The organism is Mucilaginibacter xinganensis, from assembly GCF_002257585.1.
GTDB lineage: Bacteria > Bacteroidota > Bacteroidia > Sphingobacteriales > Sphingobacteriaceae > Mucilaginibacter > Mucilaginibacter xinganensis.
On sequence record NZ_CP022743.1, the window covers coordinates 4031420 to 4055456 of the forward strand.

Annotated in this window: 20 protein-coding genes; 10 read left to right on the plus strand and 10 right to left on the minus strand. The window is 43.1% G+C overall.

Translation table 11 applies throughout. The annotated features are described in order from the left end of the window. Positions 1 to 102 precede the first annotated feature (102 nt). The 3 genes from purH to MuYL_RS17715 all read right to left on the minus strand — a co-directional run bounded on the left by purH (position 103) and on the right by MuYL_RS17715 (position 3130). Positions 103 to 1629: a bifunctional phosphoribosylaminoimidazolecarboxamide formyltransferase/IMP cyclohydrolase gene (gene purH / locus MuYL_RS17705; RefSeq protein WP_094571822.1), complete on the minus strand. Its 1527-nt coding sequence runs from the start codon at positions 1627 to 1629 to the stop codon at positions 103 to 105. A 225-nt stretch (positions 1630 to 1854) separates the two neighbouring features. Further along, on the minus strand, positions 1855 to 2433 hold the full coding sequence (gene purN / locus MuYL_RS17710; RefSeq protein WP_094571823.1) for a phosphoribosylglycinamide formyltransferase: 579 nt from the start codon (positions 2431 to 2433) through the stop codon (positions 1855 to 1857). Positions 2434 to 2635: 202 nt separating this feature from the next. Continuing rightward, positions 2636 to 3130 (minus strand): hypothetical protein, encoded by a 495-nt coding sequence (locus MuYL_RS17715; RefSeq protein ID WP_094571824.1) that lies wholly within the window; start codon positions 3128 to 3130, stop codon positions 2636 to 2638. Positions 3131 to 3310: 180 nt separating this feature from the next. Between MuYL_RS17715 and yiaK the strand changes: the two genes are divergently transcribed. Further along, complete coding sequence (yiaK, locus tag MuYL_RS17720; RefSeq protein ID WP_094571825.1) at positions 3311 to 4300, plus strand: 3-dehydro-L-gulonate 2-dehydrogenase; 990 nt, start codon at positions 3311 to 3313, stop codon at positions 4298 to 4300. A 23-nt stretch (positions 4301 to 4323) separates the two neighbouring features. On the opposite strand, the gene MuYL_RS17725 is transcribed toward yiaK, so the two are convergent. Further along, on the minus strand, positions 4324 to 5052 hold the full coding sequence (locus MuYL_RS17725) for an RluA family pseudouridine synthase (RefSeq protein WP_094571826.1): 729 nt from the start codon (positions 5050 to 5052) through the stop codon (positions 4324 to 4326). 216 nt (positions 5053 to 5268) lie between these two features. Then, positions 5269 to 6084: a 3-methyl-2-oxobutanoate hydroxymethyltransferase gene (gene panB, locus MuYL_RS17730; RefSeq protein WP_094571827.1), complete on the minus strand. Its 816-nt coding sequence runs from the start codon at positions 6082 to 6084 to the stop codon at positions 5269 to 5271. 320 nt (positions 6085 to 6404) lie between these two features. Here panB and carA point away from each other — a divergent pair, with 320 nt between their 5' ends. From carA to MuYL_RS17745, 3 genes are all read left to right on the plus strand, one after another. Next, positions 6405 to 7505, plus strand: a complete 1101-nt coding sequence (gene carA / locus MuYL_RS17735) for a glutamine-hydrolyzing carbamoyl-phosphate synthase small subunit (RefSeq protein WP_094571828.1) — start codon at positions 6405 to 6407, stop codon at positions 7503 to 7505. A gap of 233 nt (positions 7506 to 7738) precedes the next feature. After that, positions 7739 to 8659 (plus strand): DUF6607 family protein, encoded by a 921-nt coding sequence (locus MuYL_RS17740; protein WP_094571829.1) that lies wholly within the window; start codon positions 7739 to 7741, stop codon positions 8657 to 8659. 34 nt (positions 8660 to 8693) lie between these two features. After that, positions 8694 to 9065 carry a DUF6686 family protein gene (locus tag MuYL_RS17745; protein ID WP_094571830.1) on the plus strand — a complete coding sequence of 124 codons (372 nt, stop codon included), beginning with the start codon at positions 8694 to 8696 and terminating at the stop codon, positions 9063 to 9065. A gap of 64 nt (positions 9066 to 9129) precedes the next feature. Here MuYL_RS17745 and MuYL_RS17750 read toward each other — a convergent pair whose 3' ends face one another. Next, the gene (locus MuYL_RS17750; protein WP_157740948.1) at positions 9130 to 9675 is read right to left on the minus strand and encodes a hypothetical protein; all 546 of its coding nucleotides are present in this window, start codon (positions 9673 to 9675) and stop codon (positions 9130 to 9132) included. A gap of 438 nt (positions 9676 to 10113) precedes the next feature. Here MuYL_RS17750 and MuYL_RS17755 point away from each other — a divergent pair, with 438 nt between their 5' ends. Both MuYL_RS17755 and MuYL_RS17760 read left to right on the plus strand, forming a co-directional pair. After that, a complete protein-coding gene (locus tag MuYL_RS17755) occupies positions 10114 to 10878 on the plus strand; it encodes an ABC transporter ATP-binding protein (protein ID WP_094571832.1) in 765 nt (254 codons plus the stop codon). A gap of 123 nt (positions 10879 to 11001) precedes the next feature. After that, positions 11002 to 12102: an ABC transporter permease gene (locus MuYL_RS17760; protein WP_094571833.1), complete on the plus strand. Its 1101-nt coding sequence runs from the start codon at positions 11002 to 11004 to the stop codon at positions 12100 to 12102. Positions 12103 to 12164: 62 nt separating this feature from the next. Here MuYL_RS17760 and MuYL_RS17765 read toward each other — a convergent pair whose 3' ends face one another. Next, positions 12165 to 13340, minus strand: a complete 1176-nt coding sequence (locus MuYL_RS17765; RefSeq protein WP_094571834.1) for a peroxiredoxin family protein — start codon at positions 13338 to 13340, stop codon at positions 12165 to 12167. Between the two features lie 289 nt (positions 13341 to 13629). Between MuYL_RS17765 and eno the strand changes: the two genes are divergently transcribed. Continuing rightward, positions 13630 to 14928 carry a phosphopyruvate hydratase gene (gene eno, locus MuYL_RS17770; RefSeq protein WP_094571835.1) on the plus strand — a complete coding sequence of 433 codons (1299 nt, stop codon included), beginning with the start codon at positions 13630 to 13632 and terminating at the stop codon, positions 14926 to 14928. 94 nt (positions 14929 to 15022) lie between these two features. On the opposite strand, the gene MuYL_RS17775 is transcribed toward eno, so the two are convergent. Continuing rightward, positions 15023 to 17173: a S9 family peptidase gene (locus MuYL_RS17775; RefSeq protein ID WP_094571836.1), complete on the minus strand. Its 2151-nt coding sequence runs from the start codon at positions 17171 to 17173 to the stop codon at positions 15023 to 15025. A gap of 184 nt (positions 17174 to 17357) precedes the next feature. Here MuYL_RS17775 and lspA point away from each other — a divergent pair, with 184 nt between their 5' ends. From lspA to MuYL_RS17790, 3 genes are all read left to right on the plus strand, one after another. Next, the gene (gene lspA / locus MuYL_RS17780) at positions 17358 to 17885 is read left to right on the plus strand and encodes a signal peptidase II (protein ID WP_094571837.1); all 528 of its coding nucleotides are present in this window, start codon (positions 17358 to 17360) and stop codon (positions 17883 to 17885) included. 181 nt (positions 17886 to 18066) lie between these two features. Continuing rightward, complete coding sequence (locus MuYL_RS17785; RefSeq protein ID WP_094571838.1) at positions 18067 to 19383, plus strand: DEAD/DEAH box helicase; 1317 nt, start codon at positions 18067 to 18069, stop codon at positions 19381 to 19383. A gap of 174 nt (positions 19384 to 19557) precedes the next feature. After that, a complete protein-coding gene (locus tag MuYL_RS17790; protein WP_094573013.1) occupies positions 19558 to 19860 on the plus strand; it encodes an FtsB family cell division protein in 303 nt (100 codons plus the stop codon). 46 nt (positions 19861 to 19906) lie between these two features. Here the strand turns inward: MuYL_RS17790 and MuYL_RS17795 are convergent, their stop codons facing one another. Together MuYL_RS17795 and leuS are read right to left on the minus strand one after the other, a co-directional pair. Beyond that, positions 19907 to 21064: an acyltransferase family protein gene (locus tag MuYL_RS17795; RefSeq protein ID WP_170309765.1), complete on the minus strand. Its 1158-nt coding sequence runs from the start codon at positions 21062 to 21064 to the stop codon at positions 19907 to 19909. Positions 21065 to 21218: 154 nt separating this feature from the next. Next, positions 21219 to 24023: a leucine--tRNA ligase gene (gene leuS / locus MuYL_RS17800; protein WP_094571840.1), complete on the minus strand. Its 2805-nt coding sequence runs from the start codon at positions 24021 to 24023 to the stop codon at positions 21219 to 21221. Positions 24024 to 24037: the final 14 nt, after the last annotated feature.

Consider the following 24037-nt stretch of genomic DNA (forward strand, 5'->3'; position numbering starts at 1 on the left):
TGGTGTTATTTCAAAAATAAGCTTCAAAATTAGTAATAACGGCACGAATTTTACGAATGTAAGCTATTTAAAGCGAATAAATCCGCACAGTTATTCAATTAATTAATGTTTAAAATGGCGTACGCCGGTAGTTACCATTGAAATGTTTTTCTGATCGCACATTTCAACAGAAAGCTTGTCATTTATTGAGCCGCCGGGTTGTAAAACAGCCACAATTCCGGCATCAGCAGCCAGTTCAACACAATCAGGAAAAGGGAAAAAAGCATCAGATGCCATAACCGCTCCCCTTAAATCAAAACCAAAGCTTTCGGCTTTTATAACTGCTTGTTTCAGCGAATCAACACGCGAAGTTTGTCCTACACCACTGGCCATCAGTTGGCCGTTCTTTGCAAAAACAATGGTGTTTGATTTGGTATGTTTAACTACCTTGTTGGCAAAAAACAGGTCGTGTTTTTCTTGTTCGGTAGGTTGTTTCTTTGTAACTGATGTCATTTGCTCTGGCCCCTCAATAACCGCGTCTTTATCTTGTTCAATTACACCATTCAGCAGCGTTTTAAACAGCTTGGTAGGTAATGGAACCGCCTGGCGGATGAGTATAATACGGTTCTTTTTGCCTTTTAGTATTTCAACGGCTTCATCGGTAAATGCCGGAGCTATCAAAACCTCGTAAAATATTTTATCTATTTCGGCAGCCGTTGCTGCGTCAACCTCGCCATTGGCAATTATAACGCCGCCAAATGCCGAAACCGGATCGCAGGCCAAAGCATCAACCCATGCATCTTTAATGTTATTGCGCGATGCAATACCGCAGGCGTTGGTGTGCTTTAAAATAGCAATGGTAGGCTCGGTAAATTCATCAATCAAAGCCACGGCAGCATCAACGTCAACCAGATTATTGTATGACAGCTCTTTGCCGTTCAGCTTGGTGAACATGGCATCAAGATCGCCATAGAAAGTACCTTTTTGATGCGGGTTTTCGCCGTAACGTAAAACCTGGCTGGTTTGAATACTTTCTTTAAAAACCGGCAACGGCTCTTCCTGGTTAAAGTATTTAAAGATAGCGGTATCGTAGTTTGATGAAATATTGAAGGCCTTGTGCGCAAATGCACGGCGCTGATCAATAGTGGTTGTGCCACCCTGCGTTTTCAGCAGGTCTTCCAGCACCGGGTAGTCGGCTTTTGAAGCAACTATCACTACATCTTTAAAGTTTTTTGCTGCTGCGCGGATCAGCGAAATACCACCAATATCAATTTTTTCAATGATCTCATCTTCTTCGGCATTTGATTTTACCGTTTCTTCAAACGGGTAAAGATCAACTATCACCAAATCAATTTCAGGGATTTCAAATTGTGCCAGCTGCTGCTCATCTCCTTCGAAGTTTCTTCGAGCCAAAATACCGCCAAACACTTTGGGATGCAGTGTTTTAACACGACCGCCCAATATGGACGGGTAAGAAGTAAGATCCTCAACCGGGATCACATTAACACCCAGGTTACGGATAAAAGTTTCCGTTCCACCGGTTGAATATATATTAACGCCAAGGCGGTTTAACTCATTGATTATCGGCTCTAAATTGTCTTTGTAGTAAACAGAAATTAAAGCATTCTTTATTTGCACTGACTCGCTCATTTACAGGAAGTTTTTTGAGCCGCAAAGGTAGGAATTAGTGATTAGAGATTAAGGATTGGAACTTAGTTTTTTTTAACTTTTTTATCATTCCCATTTTATACCTAAAAAACTTATAGGATGTAAAACTTTTATATTCAGAAATGAGCTTTTTCAAGATCAGCAACAAATCTTCCTATTCCCATCTGGCATTTAATCTCCAATTAATTAACCGCCGATCACTAAAAATTAACTCTTCATTTTCTTCAGCAAACTTTCAATCACTTTTGGGAAGTGCTGGTGTTCCAACTGCTGGCCTTTAAATTTCACAACTTCCAGGTTATCGTCGGGTTCAATTTTAAATTTCGACTGGTGTATGATCTCGCCTTCGTCAAACTGGTCGCTTGCAAAATGAATGGTAATGCCCGATTCTTCTTCTTTAGCGGCAAGCACCGCTTTGTGTACATGATCGCCGTACATACCTTTACCGCCGTATTTCGGCAGCAATGCAGGGTGCAGGTTTATAATGCGGTTAGGAAATGCCGTTAATAATGATACCGGCACCAGCCATAAAAAACCAGCCAGCACAATCAGGTCAACCTGCAGGTTTTTAAGCAGCCTGATCACATCGTCGGTTTCATAAAACTCTTTCCGGGTAAAAATATGTGAAGGCACCTCAAAATTATCGGCCCTTTGTAAAACGTAAGCCTGTGGGTTATTGGTCAGCACTAATACAACTTCGGCCTCGGCATTGCGTTTAAAATACTCCATAATTTTTTGAGCATTTGATCCTGAACCTGAAGCAAAAATGGCAATTCTTTTTTTCATTAAAATCCGGTACTTTTTGTGGTGATGAAATAATCTTATCCGTTAACCTATCGCCTAAAATAATTTATCGTCAGGAAAACAACCCTTACAACTGCCCAAATATAAGATTTTAACCACAACAATTGTTTGCCGGTACAGCAATTAAGCCATTTTTAAATCTTTAATTACCTGATTTGCCTGTTAAATAAATTACAATAACGCGTTAGTTAGCGCCTGAGATTTTTTGCCGGATAAACCCGTACTTCACAATTTTACGGGGCCGGGTAAGGGAGTAATTGGGTGCTATATCGCCGGTGTTAAGTACCATTGAATACTGGCCAAGATTGATGATCTGCGCGTTGATAAACGGCTTAACCGATAACGTGGAAGTACTATCGCAGGTCATATCGGCCATTAAAAAAAGCTTATTAGGCGTAAGTGACCATTTACCTGATGAAACCGGCTGCGAGAAGCAGTTAAAATTTGCATACGTACACGTAAAGTCGGTTTTAAACGTAAAAAATTGTGAACAGGTATCGTTTATGGTCGTATCGGAAATCTGGGTGTTGCCTGTGTATTGGGTGATCTCGATAGATGCCAGTTGCCAGGTACCGCCGGTAAAAAGCGTTTCTATAGGGTTTTGACCGGTTTTTTTACAGGAGTTAACTATAAAGCCCGCAACCACAACCAATAACAGCAACAAGTATTTTTTTTTCATCAGGAATATATCCGCAAAAATAAAAATTCCGGCTGTATTAACAGCACGGGAGTTAGTATAACTGCTTTTAAGCTCAAATTATTATGCAGGCAGCCCGAAAGTATGGAACACGCGAAGTACTGAAATGGTTCTTTAAGTATAAATCAGTAAGGTTCCATTTTTACTTTCTAACTTTACCCTATGCGCGTTACATTTAATAAACTACAATCAGAATTTGAGCGGGTGTTGCTTTCGTTAAATTTCAGCGGGGAAAAAGCAAACCTTTGTGCTACTATTTTTGCGGAGAACAGCCGCGACGGGGTTTATACGCATGGCTTAAACCGTTTCCCTGTTTTTGTTGAGTTTGTAAAACAGGGACTTGTAAAACCGGGTGCCGGGCCAACAGCAGAAGCTGCGTTTGGAGCTTTGGAACGCTGGAACGGCAATTTAGGGCCTGGGATATTAAACGCCCGCTTTTGTATGGACAGGGCCATTACATTGGCCAAAGCGAACGGGATAAGCTGCATCGCCCTTAAAAACACCAACCACTGGATGCGGGCCGGAACATATGGCTGGCAGGCTGCCAATGCCGGCCTTATAGGGATCTGCTTTACCAACACCATAGCCAACCTGCCCCCATGGGGTGGTATAGACCCGCGTTTGGGCAACAACCCGCTGGTTATCGCAGTCCCGCGAAGAGGTGGGCATGTGGTGCTGGATATGGCTGTTTCCCAATATTCCGTGGGTAAGCTAAATCAATATAAAAACAATAGTGAAGCGCTGCCGCTGCCGGGCGGATATGACAAAGCAGGTAATTTGAGTACCAACGCCGCCGAAATACTGGAATCAAAAAGACTATTGCCGGTTGGCTTTTGGAAAGGCTCCGGGCTATCGTTAGTGCTCGATCTGCTGGCCGCGGTATTGAGCGAGGGCAATTCAACGGCAAAAATTACCCAAAGCGAACAGGAATCGGGCGTTTCGCAGGTGTTCATCTGTATAAAACCCGAAAGCAATGCTTATACCGAACAGGTTATTGAAGAGATCATTAACTATACTAAAACCAGCAGGCCTGAACATGAAGGCGGCGCTATAGCCTATCCAGGCGAAAACACTTTGAAAACCAGGGAAAAGAGTTTAAAAGAAGGCGTTTTTGTAGATGAAAGGATCTGGCGGCAGGTGCTGGGGTTGTAAGGGATTTAAAATAAACTTTGTAACTACTCCCCCACCATCATATCTTCAAACCGTTCCCAAAAACCATCATGCGGCACGGGCGCAATAATCCGGATAGGTTCTTTTTTTATGGGATGGGTAAATTCCAGTTTGCGGGCATGCAGGCAAATGCTTTTACGCAGGCTGCCACGGGGGTAACCATATTTATTATCACCCACTATAGGACAGCCCAGGGTTGACAGCTGCACCCTGATCTGGTGCGGGCGGCCGGTTATCGGGTCAACTTCCAGCAAATAATAACCATTAAGCTCGCCTACTAATTTATAATTCAATTCCGCACGCTGGCTGCCGGCAACCTCGCGGTCATGTGCTTTGGTCACGTTTTTTTGCGGGTTTTTCACCAGCCAATGCACCAGGTTACCTGCTTCGGGCTGCGGCCTGTTGCGCACCACGGCATAATAAGTTTTATGCATTTCGCGGCCTTTAAACATGGCGTTTATCCGCTCGAGCGCCTTGCTGGTTTTTGCGAAAAGAATAACGCCGCTAACGGGCCTGTCCAGCCGGTGCACCACACCCAAAAACGCACCATTGGGTTTATTATACTTTTTGGCAATGTATTTTTTTACCTTTTCATCCAGCGATTCGTCGCCCGTATCATCCACCTGCACAATATCGCCTGCGCGCTTATTAACCGCAATTAAATGATTATCCTCATAAAGGATATCGGCATCAGTTATTTCGTGGTTGATATATTTAATATTGACTTTGGACATTGTAATTTGTTTTTAGCCGATGAACCATAGACGAAAGACCATGGTATCAATTCCTGAGCTTTTCCACCTATAGACTATCGACCATGAGCTTTCCTTCCCACCATGGTCTATGGACTTTCGACCATGGACTTTCCTTCCTACCATGGTCTATGGACTATCGACCATGGACTTCCTTTCCCGCCATGGTCTATGGACTATCGACCATGGACTTTTCCCCTAATACTCCTCTTTCTCGTTCGGGAAGTTTTTAGCCCTTACATCGTTAACGTAACTTTTTATGGCGCTGTTCATCACCTGGTGCAAATCAGCATATTTACGCAAAAATCGTGGTGAAAAGCCTTTGTTAATGCCCAGCATATCGTGGATCACCAGTACCTGCCCGTCGCAATGCTGGCCGGCGCCAATACCCACCGTTGGGATGTTCAGGCTTTCGCTTACCTGTCTGGCTAACAGGGCCGGAATTTTTTCAAGCACTACGCCAAAACAACCCAGTTCCTGCAGTTTCAAAGCGTCTTCGCGTAACTTCTGTGCTTCGGCCTCTTCTTTTGCCCGCACGGTGTATGTTCCGAATTTATAAATAGACTGTGGTGTTAAACCCAAATGCCCCATCACCGGGATGCCGGCGGTAAGAATGCGGCTTATCGACTCAGCAATTTCAACGCCGCCTTCCATTTTTACGCCATGCGCGCCAGATTCTTTCATGATGCGGATAGCCGAATTAAGTGCCTCTTTTGAGTTGCCCTGGTACGACCCGAAAGGCAGATCGACAATAACCAATGCTCTTTTAGCCGCACGAACAACGGATGACGCGTGATAGATCATCTGGTCGAGCGTGATCGGCAGCGTGGTTTCATGACCGGCCATTACATTTGATGCCGAATCGCCTACCAATATAATATCTACCCCGGCTTCATCCACTATGGCCGCCATTGAATAATCATAGGCCGTAAGCATAGCGATCTTTTCGCCGCGGCTTTTCATTTCCTGCAGAATATGCGTTGTAATTCTTTTAACCTCTTTATGAATTGACATGGGTTATGGTTTGATGTGCAAATGTATAAGAGATATTTCGAATTTTTCATGATTGTTTTGCTTTTCAAAGGCATGCGGTAAGGCCCTTCCTTTTACAATGTCCAGGTTCAGGATTATTGAGCAGGTAAATTTTTATTTTTACTGTAAACAGTTCAATAGCTTTCATTCAAAAAAATCCAAAATCGAACTTCCGACTTCCGAAATCATTTCCTATCTTTGCAGCGTGAATCAGGAAGTAACCCACTTCAATATTTCGGTCTGTTTTCACGGAGCGCCGCACCAGGCAAACCGGCTTTTTAACCATTCAATTTTTTTGATCAATGACTTATTTCACCAAATTACCTGCGGTATTATTACTGGCTGACGGAACTGTTTTTTATGGTAAAGCTGCCGGCAAAATGGGAACCACCACCGGCGAGATCTGCTTTAATACCGGCATGACCGGCTACCAGGAAATTTTTACTGATCCCTCTTATTTCGGGCAGATCATGGTTACCACCAATGCACACATCGGTAATTATGGTATTGCCGACAAGGAAGTTGAATCAAACCAGATCCAGATTGCCGGCCTTGTTTGTAAAAACTACAACATCGCATACAGCCGCAAACAGGCGGATGAATCTATCCAGGACTATTTCCAGGAACAAAATATTGTTGGCATTTCTGATATTGATACCCGCCAGCTGGTAAGGCACATCCGCGATAAAGGTGCAATGAATGCCGTTATCTCTTCAGAGGTGCTGGATCTTGAAGAACTGAAAGCAAAACTGGCCGAAGTACCCTCAATGGACGGGCTGGAGCTTTCCTCAAAGGTTTCAACTACTGAATCATACACCTTTGGCGATGAAAATGCAACTTACCGGGTAGCCGTGCTTGATTTGGGTGTAAAGAAAAACATCCTGCGCAACTTTGACGACCGCGATATTTACGCAAAAGTATTCCCCGCAAAAACAACGTTCGAGGAAATGGAGAAAGATTTTAACCCTGCCGGTTATTTTATCTCCAATGGCCCAGGCGACCCGTCGGCCATGCCTTATGCTGTTGAAACAGTTAAAAAAGTATTGGCATCTGAAAAGCCTATGTTCGGTATTTGTCTTGGTCACCAGTTACTGGCGCTGGCAAATGACATCCCAACCATAAAAATGTTTAACGGCCATCGCGGCTTAAACCACCCCGTAAAAAATATCATCATCAATCATTGTGAAGTAACTTCGCAAAACCATGGCTTTGGTGTAGTGCCTGAAGCGGTGAGAGCTTCGAACAAGGTAGAGATTACCCACGTTAACCTTAACGATCAATCAATAGAAGGTATCCGCGTAAAGGGTAAAAAAGCTTTCTCGGTACAATATCACCCTGAATCATCTCCCGGCCCGCATGATAGCAGGTATTTGTTTGATGACTTTATTGAGTTGATGAAATAACCCCTGTAGAGACGCAATACTTTGCGTCTGGAGATAATTAATTATAAAGGAGACACAAATATTGAGTCTTTACGATATAAAAAAGCCTTACAAACCAAATTTGTAAGGCTTTTTTATGTTACATGCTTTTAAGTGCCTGATCATAAATCTTTTTTATTTTTATTTGGATTTATTCTAAATAAGGTTTTACTTTGCTCCTGTTCAACTATTTGCAGCAACTCTAAAACGATATAATGAAAAAAGCCACTTATCTTATTATCCTGCTAATCACATTTCAGCAAACGCTAAAAGCGCAAACTAAGTTTGATGAAGACAGGAAAGCCATCCTTTCCCTTGGCGGTTTTTACAAAGTAACTTTTGACTATGCCGAAACGTTTACGGCCGATACGGGTTACAAATTTTATCCCCGTTACCATGCAAGCGGTTACGAAATGGCAGTTATTGAACAGGATTCCAAAAACAAGATAGTGATCCAGCATTTGCTGTTAACCGGCGATAGTGCTGTTATTAAACACTGGCGCGAAGATTGGGTTTACGAAGAAGCGCAGTTATTAAAATTTAATAAAGATAATACCTGGGCAAACGTTAGGCTAAATGATGCCGATGTAAAAGGGCGCTGGGTGCAAAAGGTTTTCCAGGTGGATGATGGGCCGCGTTACGAAAGTATTGGCACCTGGGTGCATGTTGACGGGAAACACCAATGGCAAAGTGATTGCGATTCGCCGCTGCCACGAAGGGAGTTTACCAAACGTGGCGATTATAATGTATTGCAACGCGGAAACCGGATTTACCTTACTCCTACCGGTTGGATGTTTGAACAGGACAATAAAAAAGTTGTAAGAACAGATAATAGCGACAGGGTTTTGGTAAGAGAGAAAGGCTATGAAGAGTTTACCCACGTTGATACCGCCAAATTTGCCTTTGCACAAAGCTGGTGGAAAAAGCAGCAACCGTACTGGACCGCCGTGCGGCAGGTATGGGATGAAATTTACAGCGGGCAGACTGTACTGAAACTGCAGGGCAAAATAAATGGCAAACCGTTGTACGAAAAGTTATTTGCCCTTGCCGACCAGTCGGCAAAAGAAAAATGGGATACAGAGAAAAACAAAAAAGAAACCCGCAAAGTAATAGCAGACTACTTAATAAGGAGTTAAAGATCCAAAGTCCTGCCCTGTTTAAAATGCTCCTGTGAAAAAAGACATTGTACAGGGCAGGCACAAATTAATTTACATCACTATGTGCGACACCAAAGTATTAAGCCAGGTAGGAGAATCCGTGATCAGCAGGTGTGCAGAATGCCGTTGCATTTTTATTTGGCACAACAATTTCATCATGAGTTTTTCAACCGGGCAATTTATTGAGTTTAAAAACTTTGCAGAGGAGCTGGAATTTACCTCACATTCGTTTCCCTTTCCCGATGGCCAGGAGCGGATTGTAATGCGCACCCCCGTTAACGATCTACAGCTTACCTTTACCACCGAACAATGGGAAAACTTTCACGCCGCAATGGACCAGGCCGTTTACATGCAGGAAGTTTATAGTTTAATGGAGCGGGAATAAAAAACGTAGAAACGCAACATTTTGCGTCTCCTGTTTGTTCAAATCCCAAATATTGTAATTATTGTTATTTCTTCAAATAATATTCCGGCACCTTCAGCGTGGGTTTCTCCACATCCCAAATAATGCTCGATACTTTCCACCCTTTTGGCGTTTTTATAAGCTGGAAGCTGTTTACGCCGCGTTCCGCTGGCTTATCTCTTGTGTTAAGGTAGGTAACATAGGTACTAATCCGTTGCGCTACCTTGCCAAATTGTTCGGTGCGGCCAAATATTTCCTCTTCATAAAACATGTGTGTATTGGTTTCAGCCAAAAAGCTTTTAAACAGGTCTTCAAACTGTTTCATGTTGAAAATCTGTGCAGTATCCGTACGGAAATTTATGAACTGTACATGGGGAACGAAATAATTGGGGACTTCGCTGTACCGCGGCTTTTCCCCTTCTTTAAAACTAATGGCGGCATAGGCATCGTGCACAGCTTTTGTAATGGCACTGTCCTCGGGCACGGTATAGGTTTTGTTGGTTGCTGAATCATCCCCTATCGTTTTTTTAACAGACATCTGGCAGGACGATAACGCAATTGCGCAAGCAAAAAAAAGTAGCGTAATTTTCATGATGGGCTTATTTTAAGGTGTTTACAGGTTGAAAAATCTCGTTCCCTAAAGGTATGGATATTCTGCCGATAGTTTTAGTGCCCGCCTAAATTTCGACGATATTCATCGCCATGCCCCAACAATTCACCGACATTTTACCGCAGTTCGCCTAATATTGCTATGCAAAAGGCCATTCTGATAGCAATTTTGAGCCATAAATCAATCCTTGTTATGAAAACAATACTTGCAATACAACTTATCCACCTGGCTGTAAAAGCTGCCGAAAATTTAGTATCCATCATGCATTCCATCGGTCATTTGATCAGTTAATAAAATTATGATAAAATGTTGCAAAAAGCGCCGGATAACTGGTATTCAAACCCCTCTTTAAACAGGAGGGGTTTATATTTTACTTTAAAAACTCATTGATAATTCATTAATCCGTTGCATTTTTACAGCATGGCAGAAAAACCTATAATTACAGTAAAAAACCTGGTTAAAAACTACGGCGACTTTAACGCCGTAAAGGGAATTAGCTTTGAAGTTTACGAGGGCGAGATCTTTGGTTTGCTGGGCCCTAACGGTGCCGGTAAAACCACCACCCTGGAGGTAATTGAAACCCTGCGTGACAAAACAAGCGGCGAGATCACTGTTGATGGTTTTAACATTGAGACAGATGCCGATAGTATCAAACAGATCATAGGCGTGCAGCTGCAGGCCGCAGGTTATTACCCAAACCTAAACCTGTCTGAGCTCATCAGCCTTTTTTGCGGTTTATACGGCATTGAAAAAACACCGCTGGAGATGCTGGAAAAAGTAGCGCTCACAGATAAAGCGAAAGCAAAATATAAAGACCTTTCAGGCGGCCAAAAACAACGTTTTTCAATAGCCACTACCCTGATCAACAACCCGCGCATCATATTTTTGGATGAGCCCACTACCGGGCTTGATCCGCAGGCACGCCGCAACTTGTGGGATTTGATCCGCGAGATACGCGATGCTGGCACTACCGTGGTAATTACCACCCACTACATGGATGAAGCCGAAGAGCTTTGCGACCGTGTAGCCTTTGTTGATGGCGGGCACATTATAGGTATTGATACCCCCAACCATTTTATTGATGAGCTTGTAGCATCGGGCTTCGAGCGAAAAAAACAAGTTAAGCTGGCCAACCTCGAAGACGTTTTTATAAACATGACCGGCAAGGAATGGCGGGAAGGGTAGGAAAAAGTTGACAGTTTTGAGTGTGCAGTTGGCAGTAAGCTCACCGGCACTAACAAAACAACCGACTTTCTGCTATGAACTATGCACCATTAACTATGAACAACCTGTTGAACCAGTAAACTAATGAACCAACAAAAAAAATACAGCAATTTTAAAGCAACCATGGCTATTGCCAAAGCCAGTTTCCGCTCCATCACCCGTAGCCCCTCGGCAGTGGTGTTTAGTTTGGCTTTCCCGCTAATATTCATCGTGGTATTTGCCAACATTGGTGGTAGCGGGATCTCGGTTGATGTAGCTGTAGCAAAAACCTGCGATACAACTGGGCCAGTGTACAGCGCATTGAAAAAAAATCCGCTGGTACATTTAATAACCAGCAAAACAACCACCGAAATGGCTACCAGCCTTTCACGGGGCGATATTGCGGCGATAATTGATATCCAAAAAAACAACACCCGCCCGCCTTATACGCTTAACGTACAATATTCAAATGCATCGGCGCAAAAGGGCAGTGTATTTAAAACCCTTTTAACCACGCTAACCTATCAAATTAACAGTTATGGAAATAACGCCCCGCCTGCGGTTGCTGAAGTACGTTCAACCACTATTAAAGGCAGGGAGTATAAATATATCGATTTTCTGCTGCCGGGCATGCTGGGCTTCTCGCTGCTAAGCAGCGGGGTATTTGGTACGGCCTTTGTGTTTTTAAGCCTGCGGCTAACGCTGGTTATTAAACGTTTCTTTGCTACTCCTGTAAAAAAATCCAGCATTGTTTTGGGCGAGGCTTTGGCAAGGCTGGTATTTTCACTACTTGGAGCTGTGTTTATTATTTTGGTTGGGCATTATTGGTTTGGCTTTACGCTCATCCACGGTGTTGTAACGGTACTGAATATGCTAGTACTGGCATCCATAGGGCTTATTATTTTTATGGGCTTCGGCTTCGTTATATCGGGCATTGCCAAAAACGAAAGCAGCGTACCCCCTATTTCCAACATCATCACCATGCCGCAGTTTTTATTGTCGGGTACATTTTTCTCGGTAACCGCATTCCCGGCATGGCTGCAAACCATCAGTAAAATGCTCCCGCTAACCTACCTTAACGATGCCATGCGCGAAGTAGCATTTGAAGGGGCCGGCCTTGGCGATGTAACCCATCAGCTAATGATATTGGGCATCTGGTTTATTGTGATCTATGCGGTGGCTGTTAAAACGTTTAGGTGGGAATAAAATGAGGTCAATAGTCGAACTTCCTATTTCAAAATTATCCTGGTATTACATTTATTGATAGTTTAATGTAATAATTTGTTAATTATAGCTGACATTTTATTTTCAAAATCGTCAGGATACCCAATTATAACACTTGCTATCTTTCCATTCGGATCGATAACATAAAAAGTAGGGCCGGCTGTAACATGATATAATTTAGTCACATCGCCGCCATTAGGATACATTTGGTTTTTTATGCGCTGAATTTTTTTGAATGCCGCGAGTGATTTTTTGCCGTCTCTGTCGCTAATACTTAGCATTATAAAGTTCTTATTTTTATATTTTTCGTGGAGCCTATCCAATGGTGCCAGGGCGCGCATACAAGCACCGCAGCCAATAAAGAAAAAATCCATTAATACAATTTTTCCTTTCATTTGTGCTAATGACATCTTTTTACCATCAGTATCGTGTAAGGTAAAATCGGGTGCCATCGTACCTGCAACTAATGGTGTCGATAAAATTATTTCTGCTTTTGTTTTTTCTTTAGGCGGATGAAAACCTGCAGGTATTGCAAAAGAATCCGGATTAATATCATCCTGGTTAATCTTATAATTAAAATAACTTTCTTCGGTATAGTAGTTGGTGGCTTCCTTTCCAAAATCAGCTGTCCTCGCCCTGGTAACTTTACCAACAGGCAAACCCGTTAATTTATTGATAAACAAATGTATCCGTACAAACAGATGCTCCTTGTTGATAGTGGTGTCTTTGGTATTAATAATTAAATGATAACTGTTAATAGCGTTATATACAGTATCACTTAAGTGTATAATTGCAGAGGGCTTTTTCTTTAAGAACGTTTTTATCCAATTTAATTCACCAGGTAATGATCCTGAAAAAACCTGTACCTGTCCTTTTGATATATCGTAAGTGCTATCTGTTAGGTTTAATAATATCAAGCTTTTCCCTTTATACAGGTCTATCGCCGGAAGTTTCATATCACCGAACATGTTTTCATGTTTAAAAAAATAGCCTGTTTCCTTATCTTCAGGAACTTTTAATAAAACAAATTTCTCGTTTATTATTAAAGGATCGCTGAACACCTCTTTTTGCTTATAAACATATTGATAGCTAAAACTTTTATAGCTATCCAGTTTATCAATAGCATTTTCAATTAAAGGGACCTGCGCTTTTACCGCATTACTAAAAAGGAATAATATAATAATAGTTATCAGCTTAAGCCTCCCGTTAACGTAAATCATAAATAAGTTTTAAACTATGTGAAAATAGGTTTCCATGATTTCAATTTCACCAAAGGCTAAAATAACTTAAAAAATGGATATTACTGCTTGACGAAAACATCTCCCTCAACCTGGCGTACAACCCAAATTTGTGTTAATTTCCTGTTACCAATCGGTGAAATCATTCAATAATTGGTTAAATCATTTAATAATCTTTACACTTATTTGATTGAAGTTGTATATTTGAAAACTATATTAAATTAGTGTACATTTAACACTAAGTTGTTTTTATTTACTAATTACCAATCAAATGAGCTTAATAATTGATGTCCATGCCCGCCAGATCCTTGATTCGCGTGGTAATCCTACTATTGAAGTAGATGTTTTAACAGAAAATGGTGCTTTAGGCCGTGCTGCTGTACCTTCAGGTGCATCAACAGGGGTACACGAAGCTGTTGAACTTCGCGACAATGATAAATCTGTTTACATGGGTAAAGGCGTACTTAAGGCCGTTGCTAACGTAAATGATGTTATTGCCAAGGAATTACAGGGCGTTGATGTTTTTGACCAAAATGGTATCGATGCCTTAATGATCGAACTTGACGGTACAGAAAACAAAGGCAAATTAGGTGCAAATGCCATTTTAGGTATTTCATTAGCTGTTGCCAAAGCTGCCGCACAGGAAAGCCGCCAGCCTTTATACCGCTACATTGGTGGTGTAAATGCTAACACGCTGCCTATCCCGATGATGAACATCGTTAACGGCGGTTCACACTCTGATGCCCCTATCGCATTCCAGGAATTCATGATCATGCCGGTTGGTGCTTCTTCTTTTTCTGAAGCGTTACAATGGGGTACTGAAGTTTTCCATAACCTTAAAAAGATTTTACATGACCGCGGCCTTACAACCACCGTTGGTGATGAAGGCGGTTTTGCACCAACTTTTGAAGGTACCGAAGATGGTGTTGAAACCATTTTAAAAGCGATTGAAAAAGCCGGATTTAAACCAGGTGAAGATATTTGCCTTGCATTTGATTGCGCGGCATCTGAATTTTACAAAGACGGTAAATACGACTATACAAAGTTTGAAGGCGAAAAAGGTGCTATCCGCACCAGTGCCGAACAAGCTGAATACCTTGCTCAATTAACTGAAAAATACCCTGTTATCTCTATTGAAGATGGTATGGCTGAGGATGATTGGGAAGGCTGGAAATTATTAACCGACAAAATTGGCAGTAAAGTACAGTTAGTGGGTGATGATTTGTTTGTTACCAATGTAAAACGTTTACAAAGAGGTATTGATGAAGACACGGCTAACTCTATCCTGGTAAAAGTTAACCAGATAGGTACTTTAACCGAAACTATCAACGCGGTAACTTTGGCCCAAACTAATGGCTATACTTCGGTAATGAGCCACCGTTCAGGCGAAACTGAAGATTCAACCATTGCTGATCTTGCAGTTGCCTTAAATTGCGGCCAGATAAAAACCGGTTCATTATCACGTTCAGACAGGATCGCTAAATACAACCAGTTATTACGTATTGAAGAAGAATTAGGCGAAAGCGCTAAGTTTATCGGTAAAAACTTCAAGTATTTTAAAAAGAAATAGTTGATTGGGTTGATTAAGTGAGTGGTTGATTGAGTTCAACTTTAACAATAATAAAAACAGGCTGTCTCAAAAGGGCAGCCTGTTTTATTGGAGATCAATGTGTTATATACCGTTCAAAAAACTCATAGATGCGCAGCATCTGGTCTATCCGCTGCCTTACATTGCCTGATCGTACCAGCTCATGGGTCCCGCCCGGGTGCTGTACATATTCCACAGGGCGGTTTAATACTTTTAAAGCCTTATACATCATCTCGCCCTGCACAATCCCTGTCCGCAAATCAGTTTCACCGTGGATGATCAGGTATGGAGTGGTTATATTATTTACATAAGTAAAAGGCGACTCCTTAGCTAAAACTGCCCGTGTATGCTCTTCCCAGGGGTAGCCGCCAAAATATACCGGCACCAGTGTCCAGGCATTGGCCTCACCAAAAAATGTAGTCAGATCGTACACGCCGCGCTGTGATGATATAGCTGCAAAGCGCTTGGTATGCCCCGCAAGCCAGCCGGTTAAATAACCTGCATAAGAACCACCTGTAGCCACTGTTTGCTTGCTGTCTCCCCAGCCTTCGGCTAAGGCGCCGTCAAGGGCGGCCAGCACGTCTTCGGTGGGTCCATCGCCCCAGTCCTGGTAATTTGCTTTGGTAAAATCAATCCCGTAGCCGCCGGAACCACGCGGGTTTGCGTAAACCACACCATATCCTTTAGCACAAAAATATTGAAACTCGTGCCACATGGTATTCTCGCCCGGCCCCCACATGGCAGTTGGCCCACCGTGGATCTGCAGCATTACCGGGTATTTTTTATTAGGATCAAAGTTTGTGGGTTTCATTACCCAATATTCCACCTTCAAGCCCTTGCTATTAGTATAATATTTCTTCTCCGGGAAGCTTAGTTTTTTATCTTTTATCCAGTCGGCGTTAAATGAGGTCAACCGCTTCTCTTCTTTACCGTTTAAATCGCTTACATACAATTCAAATGGGTTGGCAACTTCGGTTTTAACATACACCAGCTGTTTTTTGCTTACATCCAAATTGCCCAATCCTTCATCAAAAGTTCCAAGCATAACCGGTTTAGGGTTACTTACGCTTGCTTTGTAAACCGGTGCACTACCGTTGGATTGTGCGGTGAAATACAAATACTTGCTGTCTGCCGACCATACTGTACCGGTTATAACCCTGTCCACAGGAATACTAATCCTTTTAGCCGGGTCCTTAAAGTCGTAGATCAGTAATTGTGAAATACTGATGGTCATCTCTTTACCGGCCTGGTAAACCAGGTACCTTCCGTCCGGCGAAACCTCACCATTACTCAATGACATTCCTGCTTCTTTTATTAAAGGTGTTAGTGCGCCACCGGCAGCCGGCATGCTGTAAATAGCTGTTACCCTGGTGCGGTCAGGGTTAGTCAGGCTATCAGCGCCCGCAGATAAAATAATGGTCTTACCATCCGGTGTAAACACTGCCCCGTTATAATTTTGAAAACCGTGCGTTAATGCCATCCCCTTTGAACCCGGTTTGGCATCGGTAATAAAATAATGGTTAAAGCTGAATTCAGGCTCGGTAGTAGCCTCGCCTTCAAAATTAAGTTTGTTAAAGGTTTTTACCTTGTTGTCTGCTTCATCCTGCGCTAAAAAGGCGCGGATCTCATCAAGGCTGCCATCGGCATTTTGTTTGGCTTTTGACTGGGGTAGGTTAGCTTTGAAACCAGGCTTCTCCACAGGCCAGGCCGGAACGCCGCGGTTGGGGTTCAGCACAGAATCTTTCAGTAATTCGGTATAAGATAAGCCAACCGAGTATAAGATCTTTTTGCCATCAGGCGAAAATTGCGGGGAGCTTGCTCCATATTTATCAGCCGTGACCTGGACCGGCTCGCCTCCTTTCAGGGAGAGCAGGAAAATTTGCGATTTGCTTTTCACTGTCCGCACAAAGGCAATCTGATCATCATTGGCAGACCATACCGGCTGGCTGCCGTTGGTGGCTTCTGCAGTTAACGGCCGCGGAGCCTCGCTGCCATCAGCAGGAACCAGCCAAACCCTTGTGTGATAGGCATATTCGTTTTTCTTATCATCATCTGCAACTATTGATTTGGTTACAAATGCCACCCATTTCCCATTGTGTGAAAAGGATGCCGTGCCAAGCTGAACGATCTTAGTGAGATCCGTAACCGTTATGGGCTGCGTGCCGTTTTGTGCACGCAAAAGGAAAATATTAAAGATGAATAACAGAAAGAGTAAAGTTTTTTTCATGCTGATCAGTTTGCTGCTTAAAGATAATAAAATCGGGCAATTCTAAGGCATCGCTTAATAAATGCTGGTCGGCTTTACTCTTTTTTAAACAAGCCCGGTAAGTTATTTTTGGCGATTATAGTTTTTATACACTAAATTTACTTTCTGTAAGTTATTTGTTACAATAACGGAAGCAAACCAATTCATGAAAGCTCAGAGTCTTTTAAAAATTCTTGTTATCCTGCTGTTGCTAAGCGTTACCATAGGCTGCGACCAGGTTTCCAAATCCATTGCACGGCAAAAGCTGCAATATTATGACCAGGTTACTTTTCTTGACCATCATTTCACCTTATTAAAGGTTGAAAATACAGGCGCATTTTTAAGTGTGGGCAATAACCTGTCTTCCCCGGTAAAAATGGTACTGCTTAACCTGTTGCCGCTGCTGGCGGTAATTGGCGGACTTGTTTTTGTCTTAACGACGGAGCTTACGCGCACCACCTTATTCAGCGTCATCCTGATTGTTGGCGGCGGTTTCGGGAATATTTATGACCGGATAAGATATGGCTCCGTTACCGATTTTATGCACATTAACTTTGGTTACTTCCAAACGGGCATCTTCAATGTGGCCGATGTATCTATTATGCTGGGGATGATCATCCTTGTGTTTCATGCCATTTTTAAGAAGCCCGATGCGCTTATTACGGAACCCACGGTGGAGGAACGGCAAGCTTAGCGAGGTACTTGTGCGACTAATTTCCGTCACTCCAAACTCCTATAATCGGCTATTTGTACAAATCTTAGTTTAAAAGCGTATCTTTGCGCTTAATTACCCGTTAGCTTACGGTTTTGATTTATCAGACGACTCTTCAGATCCGCTTATGCAACCGCGTTAGCACATATATTAAAAATATTACATGTTATTTCAAGATTTAAAATTAATTGAGCCGATTTTACGGGCTCTAAAAACCGAGGGTTATACAACCCCCACCCCCATACAGGAACAAGCCATACCTATTGTATTACAAAACCGCGACCTGCTGGGTTGCGCACAAACCGGTACCGGCAAAACAGCTGCCTTTGCTATTCCTATTTTACAGTTATTATACCAGGACAGGCTGCAGCACAAAGAACAAAAAACAATAAAGGCCCTTATATTAACCCCAACCCGCGAGCTGGCTATCCAGATTAACGAAAGCTTTGCCGCGTACGGCAAACACACCGGCTTAAAACACCTGGTAATATTTGGCGGTGTTAATCAAAACCCGCAAACCGAAGCCTTAAGAAGAGGCGTTGATATTTTAGTAGCTACCCCCGGCCGTTTGCTGGACCTGATGAACCAGAAGTATGTTCACCTGGACCATATTAAAATGCTGGTACTGGATGAAGCCGACCGCATGCTTGACATGGGTTTTGTACATGATGTTAAAAAGATTATTGCTAAAGTGCCTGCCAAAAGGCAAACGTTATTCTTTTCGGCCACCATGCCAAAAGAAATCCAGCAGCTTGCAGATACCATACTGAATAAGCCTGAAAAAGTTGAAGTTACCCCGGTTTCATCAACTGCAGATACCATACAGCAGGCGCTTTACTATGTTGAAAAGAACGACAAAAGAGCGTTGCTTGCTCATATATTGAAAGATAAAGAGATAAAAACCGCACTGGTATTTACCCGCACCAAACACGGAGCCGATAAGGTGGTGAAAGACCTGGTACGCATAGGCATTACTGCCGAGGCTATTCACGGTAACAAATCACAGAATGCCCGGCAGCGTGCATTAACAAACTTTAAAAATCGCACTACCCGGGTGTTAATTGCAACGGATATTGCAGCGCGGGGTATTGATATTGACGAGCTTACGCACGTTATTAATTACGAGATCCCAAACATTCCTGAAACGTATGTTCACCGTATTGGCCGTACCGGCCGTGCCGGAGCCAGTGGCATAGCATTAACGTTTTGCGACCAGGAAGAAATTGAATTCTTAAAAGATATCCACAAGCTGATTGCAAAAGAGATCCCGGTTGAGGAAGGACACCCCTACCCTATGAGCCCGCAAAGCATAGTTGCAAAACATGCTGAAGGCCAAAAGAAAGGCGGCGGTGGCGGCCAGCAACGCGGGCGCAGTTTCGGCAGGGCCGATCGTGGTCGTGGTGCAAGCGGTAAAACCTCGGGCGGCAGCGGCATGAGTGGTGCAAGCCGCGGCGGCAATCGGAGCGCACGAAGAGATTAATTTTAATTATATAGCGTTGTAAATGTTTTAGGTTATAGTATCTGCTGCTGCAGGTTGCCTAAAACATTTACAATTTTTATAACTAAAATACCCCATGTTAACAAGTTGATAACCATATTTGCATTCCCGGTGCTTTTTAAATAGCTTTAGATGAAATTTTTAACTTTACTGCAAATGAGACGCCTGATCAACCTGGTTAAAAACAAATACTTTTTAATCTCTATGGCTTTTTTGGTATGGATGATCTTCTTTGATAAGAATGACCTTTTCTCTCAATACCAATATCACCAGGAAGTGAACAAACTGGAGCAGGAACGCGATTTTTACCAGAAAGAAACTGAAAAGGTAGCGAAAGACCTGGACGAACTTACCTCAAATCCGCAAAAACTGGAGAAATTCGCCCGCGAAAAGTACCTGATGAAAAAGGATAACGAGGATGTGTTTGTGATAGTAAAAGAAAAGAAGGAAGAAGAGTAAAAGCATCCATCGGCAAACTTACATTAATTGCCTTTGCCGGTTTTTTTTAACTGGATACAATTGGCCTGACAACGTCTTTTTTTGCCAACCGCCCTAATAATACCTTGTCCCTTAACCTTAGCGCCGGTTTTTCAACCAAATATCTCATCAGCAGCGCTCCTGTTACCACCGCAGCCATACTACAGATCATCATCAAATTACTATCCCTGTCCACCCCAACTTTTGTCAATTGCGCTTGCGTAACGTGGATCACTATTTTGTGCGAGAGATAGATACCGTACGATAAGGTTGCCAGTTGTGACGTAACAACCGATTTGGCTTTATAAAGTATGTTGGCAGGACATATCATGGCTGCCACTATTATACCGTATGCTATAGCAACCATCGGAAATCCGAATATGGAGTTGCTAAAGCTTTGAAAAGGGGTACCTGCAAAATAAGCCGGCACTAACAACACCAGTCCTCCAAGCATATAAACATTGCTGAACTGGTTGACGTGAGTTTTAACACGGGGATAAAAGGTAAATAAGCCGGCTATGGCTACCCCTGTAAGTAATCCATCGAGCCTGTTATAGGTTGGATAATAGATAAACTTGTTCCAGGCCGCCCCGAAAGCGTCGGTACCAAGCTTTGGTACCATTAAATAGTACCAGCAAAAAAGGCGGATCACAAAGCCGGCCACAAATAAGGCAGGGAAAACCCAGATTATCTTGTTCCCGGTTTTGAAGCGCACACACCACCAAAAACACAATGGCAGCACCAGGTAAAACTGTTCCTCCACACATAGCGACCATGCATGACTGAATGTGCCGTATTGCTTCAGATCAAGTCCGAAGTTTAAGGTGAAGGTAAGGTAGCGCCATAGAGGTGATGGATGCCCCCATTCCCTTAAAAGCGGGAATGAAAAATAAAGAACAAGCACCAATAAATACGGGGGAATTATCCTGAAAAACCGTTTGATAAAAAACGCCCGCATGGGAATGGCTTCTCCCTTAGCAACCGTGGCAAAAAGCTGCCCTGCAATTAAAAAACCGCTCAATACAAAAAACAGGTCAACCCCCGTCCACCCAAAGCTGGCTATGATGTTAACCCAGCCGGGGTGACCGAAAAACTGGTAGTGGAAAAATACGACGAAGGTAATGGCAAACGCCCTGAGGTGATCTAAACCGAATAGTTTGCTTTTCTCATGGGGTTCAGCTGACATTAAAGATTTGGGCATTTATACGGGGTATTATTACGGTTGCAATTCGTTTAGATCATTCACAAGTACCCCCGCCCCAATCCGCCATACACCAATTTATTTTGACGCCTCACATTTATAGCGGGTGTCAAAATAAACCAGGCATTTTTGGATATAGCTATAACACAATATTTACAATACGTCCCTTAACAACAATTACCTTTTTAGGAGTTTTGTTATCCAGGTATTTTTGCACATCGGCGTTGGCTAAAACAAACGGCTCTATATCCTTCGGCTCCAGGCTTAGTGAAATATTGAGGTTCATTTTAGTTTTTCCGTTAATAGAGATCGGATAAGCGTACTCATCCTCCACTAAATAAGCGCTGTTAAACTTAGGGAATACGGTGTAAGAAAGCGTCCCGGCTTCGTTACCCAGCAAGGTCCACAACTCTTCGCAGATGTGCGGTGCATAGGGCGAGAGGATAACAACCATATCCTGCAAAATGGCTTTGTTATTACTCTTTAAGTCGGTGAGTTCATTGACGGCTATCATAAAGCTGGAAACAGAAGTATTGAACGAAAAGCGCTCCACGTCTTCCTCCACCTTGCGAATGATCTTGTGCAAGGCTTTAAGTTCCGCTTTTGAAGGTTCGCCGGCTGATACGCTGAACTCCCATGCATCATTGTGGAACAGCCTCCAAAACTTCCGCAGAAATTTAAACACACCTTCAATGCCATTGGTATTCCATGGCTTGCTTTGCTCCAGCGGGCCTAAAAACATTTCGTACATCCGCAGAGTATCGGCGCCGTAACGCGTTGCAATATCATCGGGATTAACTACGTTGTAGTACCGTTTTGACATCTTTTCGACTTCAACACCGCAGATATATTTGCCATTTTCAAGTATAAATTCGGCATCCTCAAATTCCGGTCGCCATGTCTTAAACTTGTCTATATCCAATATTTCATTCTCAACAATATTCACATCCACGTGAATGTCAGATGTCTTGTATTGATTTTTTAATCCGTGCGAAACAAAGGTATTGGTGCCGCGGCCTTCCTCATCAATTAAACGGTACACAAAGTTTGATCTTCCCTGGATCATCCCCTGGTTAATCAGCTTTTTGAAAGGTTCCTCCTCAACTACAAGGTCAAGATCCTTCAAAAACTTGTTCCAGAAACGACTGTAAAGCAAATGCCCGGTAGCATGTTCGCTGCCGCCAATATAAAGATCTACATCTTTCCAGTAGGCTATAGCCTCCTTCGATGCAAATGCATTATCGTTACGGGCATCCATATAGCGGTACCAGTACCAGCTTGATCCTGCCCAGCCCGGCATGGTGCTTAGTTCATATTCAGAACCATTGTAATTCCATTCTTTAGCCCTGGCTAATGGTGGTTCACCATCTTCAGTAGGCAGGTATTTATCCACCTCGGGCAATACCAAAGGCAGGTCCTTTTCTTCAATCAGGTGGGGAAGGTCATCCTTAAAATAAACCGGCACGGGTTCTCCCCAATAGCGCTGGCGGCCAAATATGGCATCACGCATCCTGAAGTTTACTTTTGCCTTGCCTGCGCCAATTTCCTCCAGTTTTGCAATAACGGCAGCGGTTGCTTCTTTATAAGTTAAACCATTAATAAAGCCTGAATTAACGTAATACCCTTCCTTGGTAGGGTCTGCTTCGGTTTCTATTTTTTGTTGATCGATAATCTGGATTATTGGCAAATTGTAATGCTTTGCAAACAAATAATCGCGCTGATCGCCTGATGGTACGGCCATAACTGCTCCGGTACCGTAGCCAGCTAAAACGTAATCAGCAATCCAAATCTGTACTTTCTCGCCGTTAACCGGGTTTATGGCAAAACTGCCGGTAAACGCACCTGATACGGTTTTGGCATCAGCCATCCGTTCCAGTTCCGATTTCTTTTTCGCCTGCGCTATGTAGGCTTCAATATCACCCTTTTGCTCAGGAGTTGTTAACGATGCTACCAGCTCATGTTCTGGAGCCAGCACTAAAAATGTGGTTCCGAAAATGGTATCTGCTCTGGTGGTAAAAACCTCAATATACTTACCGGAGGTTAACGATTGCAGATTGGTTTCTTTCTCAAGCTGAAATTTAACCAAAGCGCCTACACTTTTCCCTATCCAGTTTCTTTGCATTTCTTTTAAAGGCTCCGGCCAGTCAATGGTATCCAGGCCTTTCAACAGCCGGTCGGCATAGGCGGTAATGCGCATGCTCCACTGCATCATCTTCTTCTGTTCAACAGGGTATCCGCCGCGCTCGCTAAAGCCATCTTTTACCTCGTCGTTAGCTAGTACGGTACCCAGGGCGGCACACCAGTTTACGGTGCTTTCGCGCAGGTAGGTAAGGCGGTATTTTAACAGTTCGGCCTGCTGCTCCCGGTTGCTCATGGCTTTCCATCCGGCAGCGGTAAAGCTTGTTATTTCATCATCACAAACGGCATTTATACCCGCTGATCCGTTTTGGTCAAAATGGCTCACCAGTTTGGATATAGATTCTGCTTTATCAGCATCCTTATTGTACCAGCTGTTAAACAACTGCATAAAGATCCACTGCGTCCATTTATAATAATCGGGCGAGCTGGTGCGCACTTCACGGCTCCAGTCAAAAGAAAAACCTATCTGGTCCAGCTGGCGGCGGTAGGTCGCAATATTAGCTTCGGTAGTAATGGCAGGATGCTGCCCGGTTTGTATAGCATATTGCTCGGCCGGCAGACCAAAGCTGTCATACCCCATAGGGTGCAATACATTAAAGCCTTTAAGCCTTTTATAACGCGCAAAAATATCAGAAGCAATATAGCCCAGCGGGTGGCCAACATGAAGCCCCGCACCTGACGGATAAGGGAACATATCCAGCACATAATATTTGGGTTTTGTGGTTGCATCGTCGGCCTTGAAGGTCTGATTATCAGCCCAAAACTTTTGCCACTTTTTCTCTATATCTTTAAATTGGTAGTCCATTTTATTAATTACGC

What these genes read in the sequence shown, in the direction of transcription:
- MuYL_RS17715 (WP_094571824.1), bottom strand. Translation starts at nt 3,130, where the DNA reads ATGAAAAAAAAATACTTGTTGCTGTTATTGGTTGTGGTTGCGGGCTTT.
- MuYL_RS17785 (WP_094571838.1), top strand. Translation starts at nt 18,067, where the DNA reads ATGTTATTTCAAGATTTAAAATTAATTGAGCCGATTTTACGGGCTCTA.
- MuYL_RS17725 (WP_094571826.1), bottom strand. Translation starts at nt 5,052, where the DNA reads ATGTCCAAAGTCAATATTAAATATATCAACCACGAAATAACTGATGCC.
- MuYL_RS17790 (WP_094573013.1), top strand. Translation starts at nt 19,558, where the DNA reads ATGAGACGCCTGATCAACCTGGTTAAAAACAAATACTTTTTAATCTCT.
- MuYL_RS17775 (WP_094571836.1), bottom strand. Translation starts at nt 17,173, where the DNA reads ATGAAAAAAACTTTACTCTTTCTGTTATTCATCTTTAATATTTTCCTT.
- MuYL_RS17765 (WP_094571834.1), bottom strand. Translation starts at nt 13,340, where the DNA reads ATGATTTACGTTAACGGGAGGCTTAAGCTGATAACTATTATTATATTA.
- yiaK (WP_094571825.1), top strand. Translation starts at nt 3,311, where the DNA reads ATGCGCGTTACATTTAATAAACTACAATCAGAATTTGAGCGGGTGTTG.
- MuYL_RS17755 (WP_094571832.1), top strand. Translation starts at nt 10,114, where the DNA reads ATGGCAGAAAAACCTATAATTACAGTAAAAAACCTGGTTAAAAACTAC.
- MuYL_RS17750 (WP_157740948.1), bottom strand. Translation starts at nt 9,675, where the DNA reads ATGAAAATTACGCTACTTTTTTTTGCTTGCGCAATTGCGTTATCGTCC.
- MuYL_RS17795 (WP_170309765.1), bottom strand. Translation starts at nt 21,064, where the DNA reads ATGTCAGCTGAACCCCATGAGAAAAGCAAACTATTCGGTTTAGATCAC.
- panB (WP_094571827.1), bottom strand. Translation starts at nt 6,084, where the DNA reads ATGTCAATTCATAAAGAGGTTAAAAGAATTACAACGCATATTCTGCAG.
- MuYL_RS17740 (WP_094571829.1), top strand. Translation starts at nt 7,739, where the DNA reads ATGAAAAAAGCCACTTATCTTATTATCCTGCTAATCACATTTCAGCAA.
- leuS (WP_094571840.1), bottom strand. Translation starts at nt 24,023, where the DNA reads ATGGACTACCAATTTAAAGATATAGAGAAAAAGTGGCAAAAGTTTTGG.
- carA (WP_094571828.1), top strand. Translation starts at nt 6,405, where the DNA reads ATGACTTATTTCACCAAATTACCTGCGGTATTATTACTGGCTGACGGA.
- eno (WP_094571835.1), top strand. Translation starts at nt 13,630, where the DNA reads ATGAGCTTAATAATTGATGTCCATGCCCGCCAGATCCTTGATTCGCGT.
- lspA (WP_094571837.1), top strand. Translation starts at nt 17,358, where the DNA reads ATGAAAGCTCAGAGTCTTTTAAAAATTCTTGTTATCCTGCTGTTGCTA.
- purN (WP_094571823.1), bottom strand. Translation starts at nt 2,433, where the DNA reads ATGAAAAAAAGAATTGCCATTTTTGCTTCAGGTTCAGGATCAAATGCT.
- purH (WP_094571822.1), bottom strand. Translation starts at nt 1,629, where the DNA reads ATGAGCGAGTCAGTGCAAATAAAGAATGCTTTAATTTCTGTTTACTAC.
- MuYL_RS17760 (WP_094571833.1), top strand. Translation starts at nt 11,002, where the DNA reads ATGAACCAACAAAAAAAATACAGCAATTTTAAAGCAACCATGGCTATT.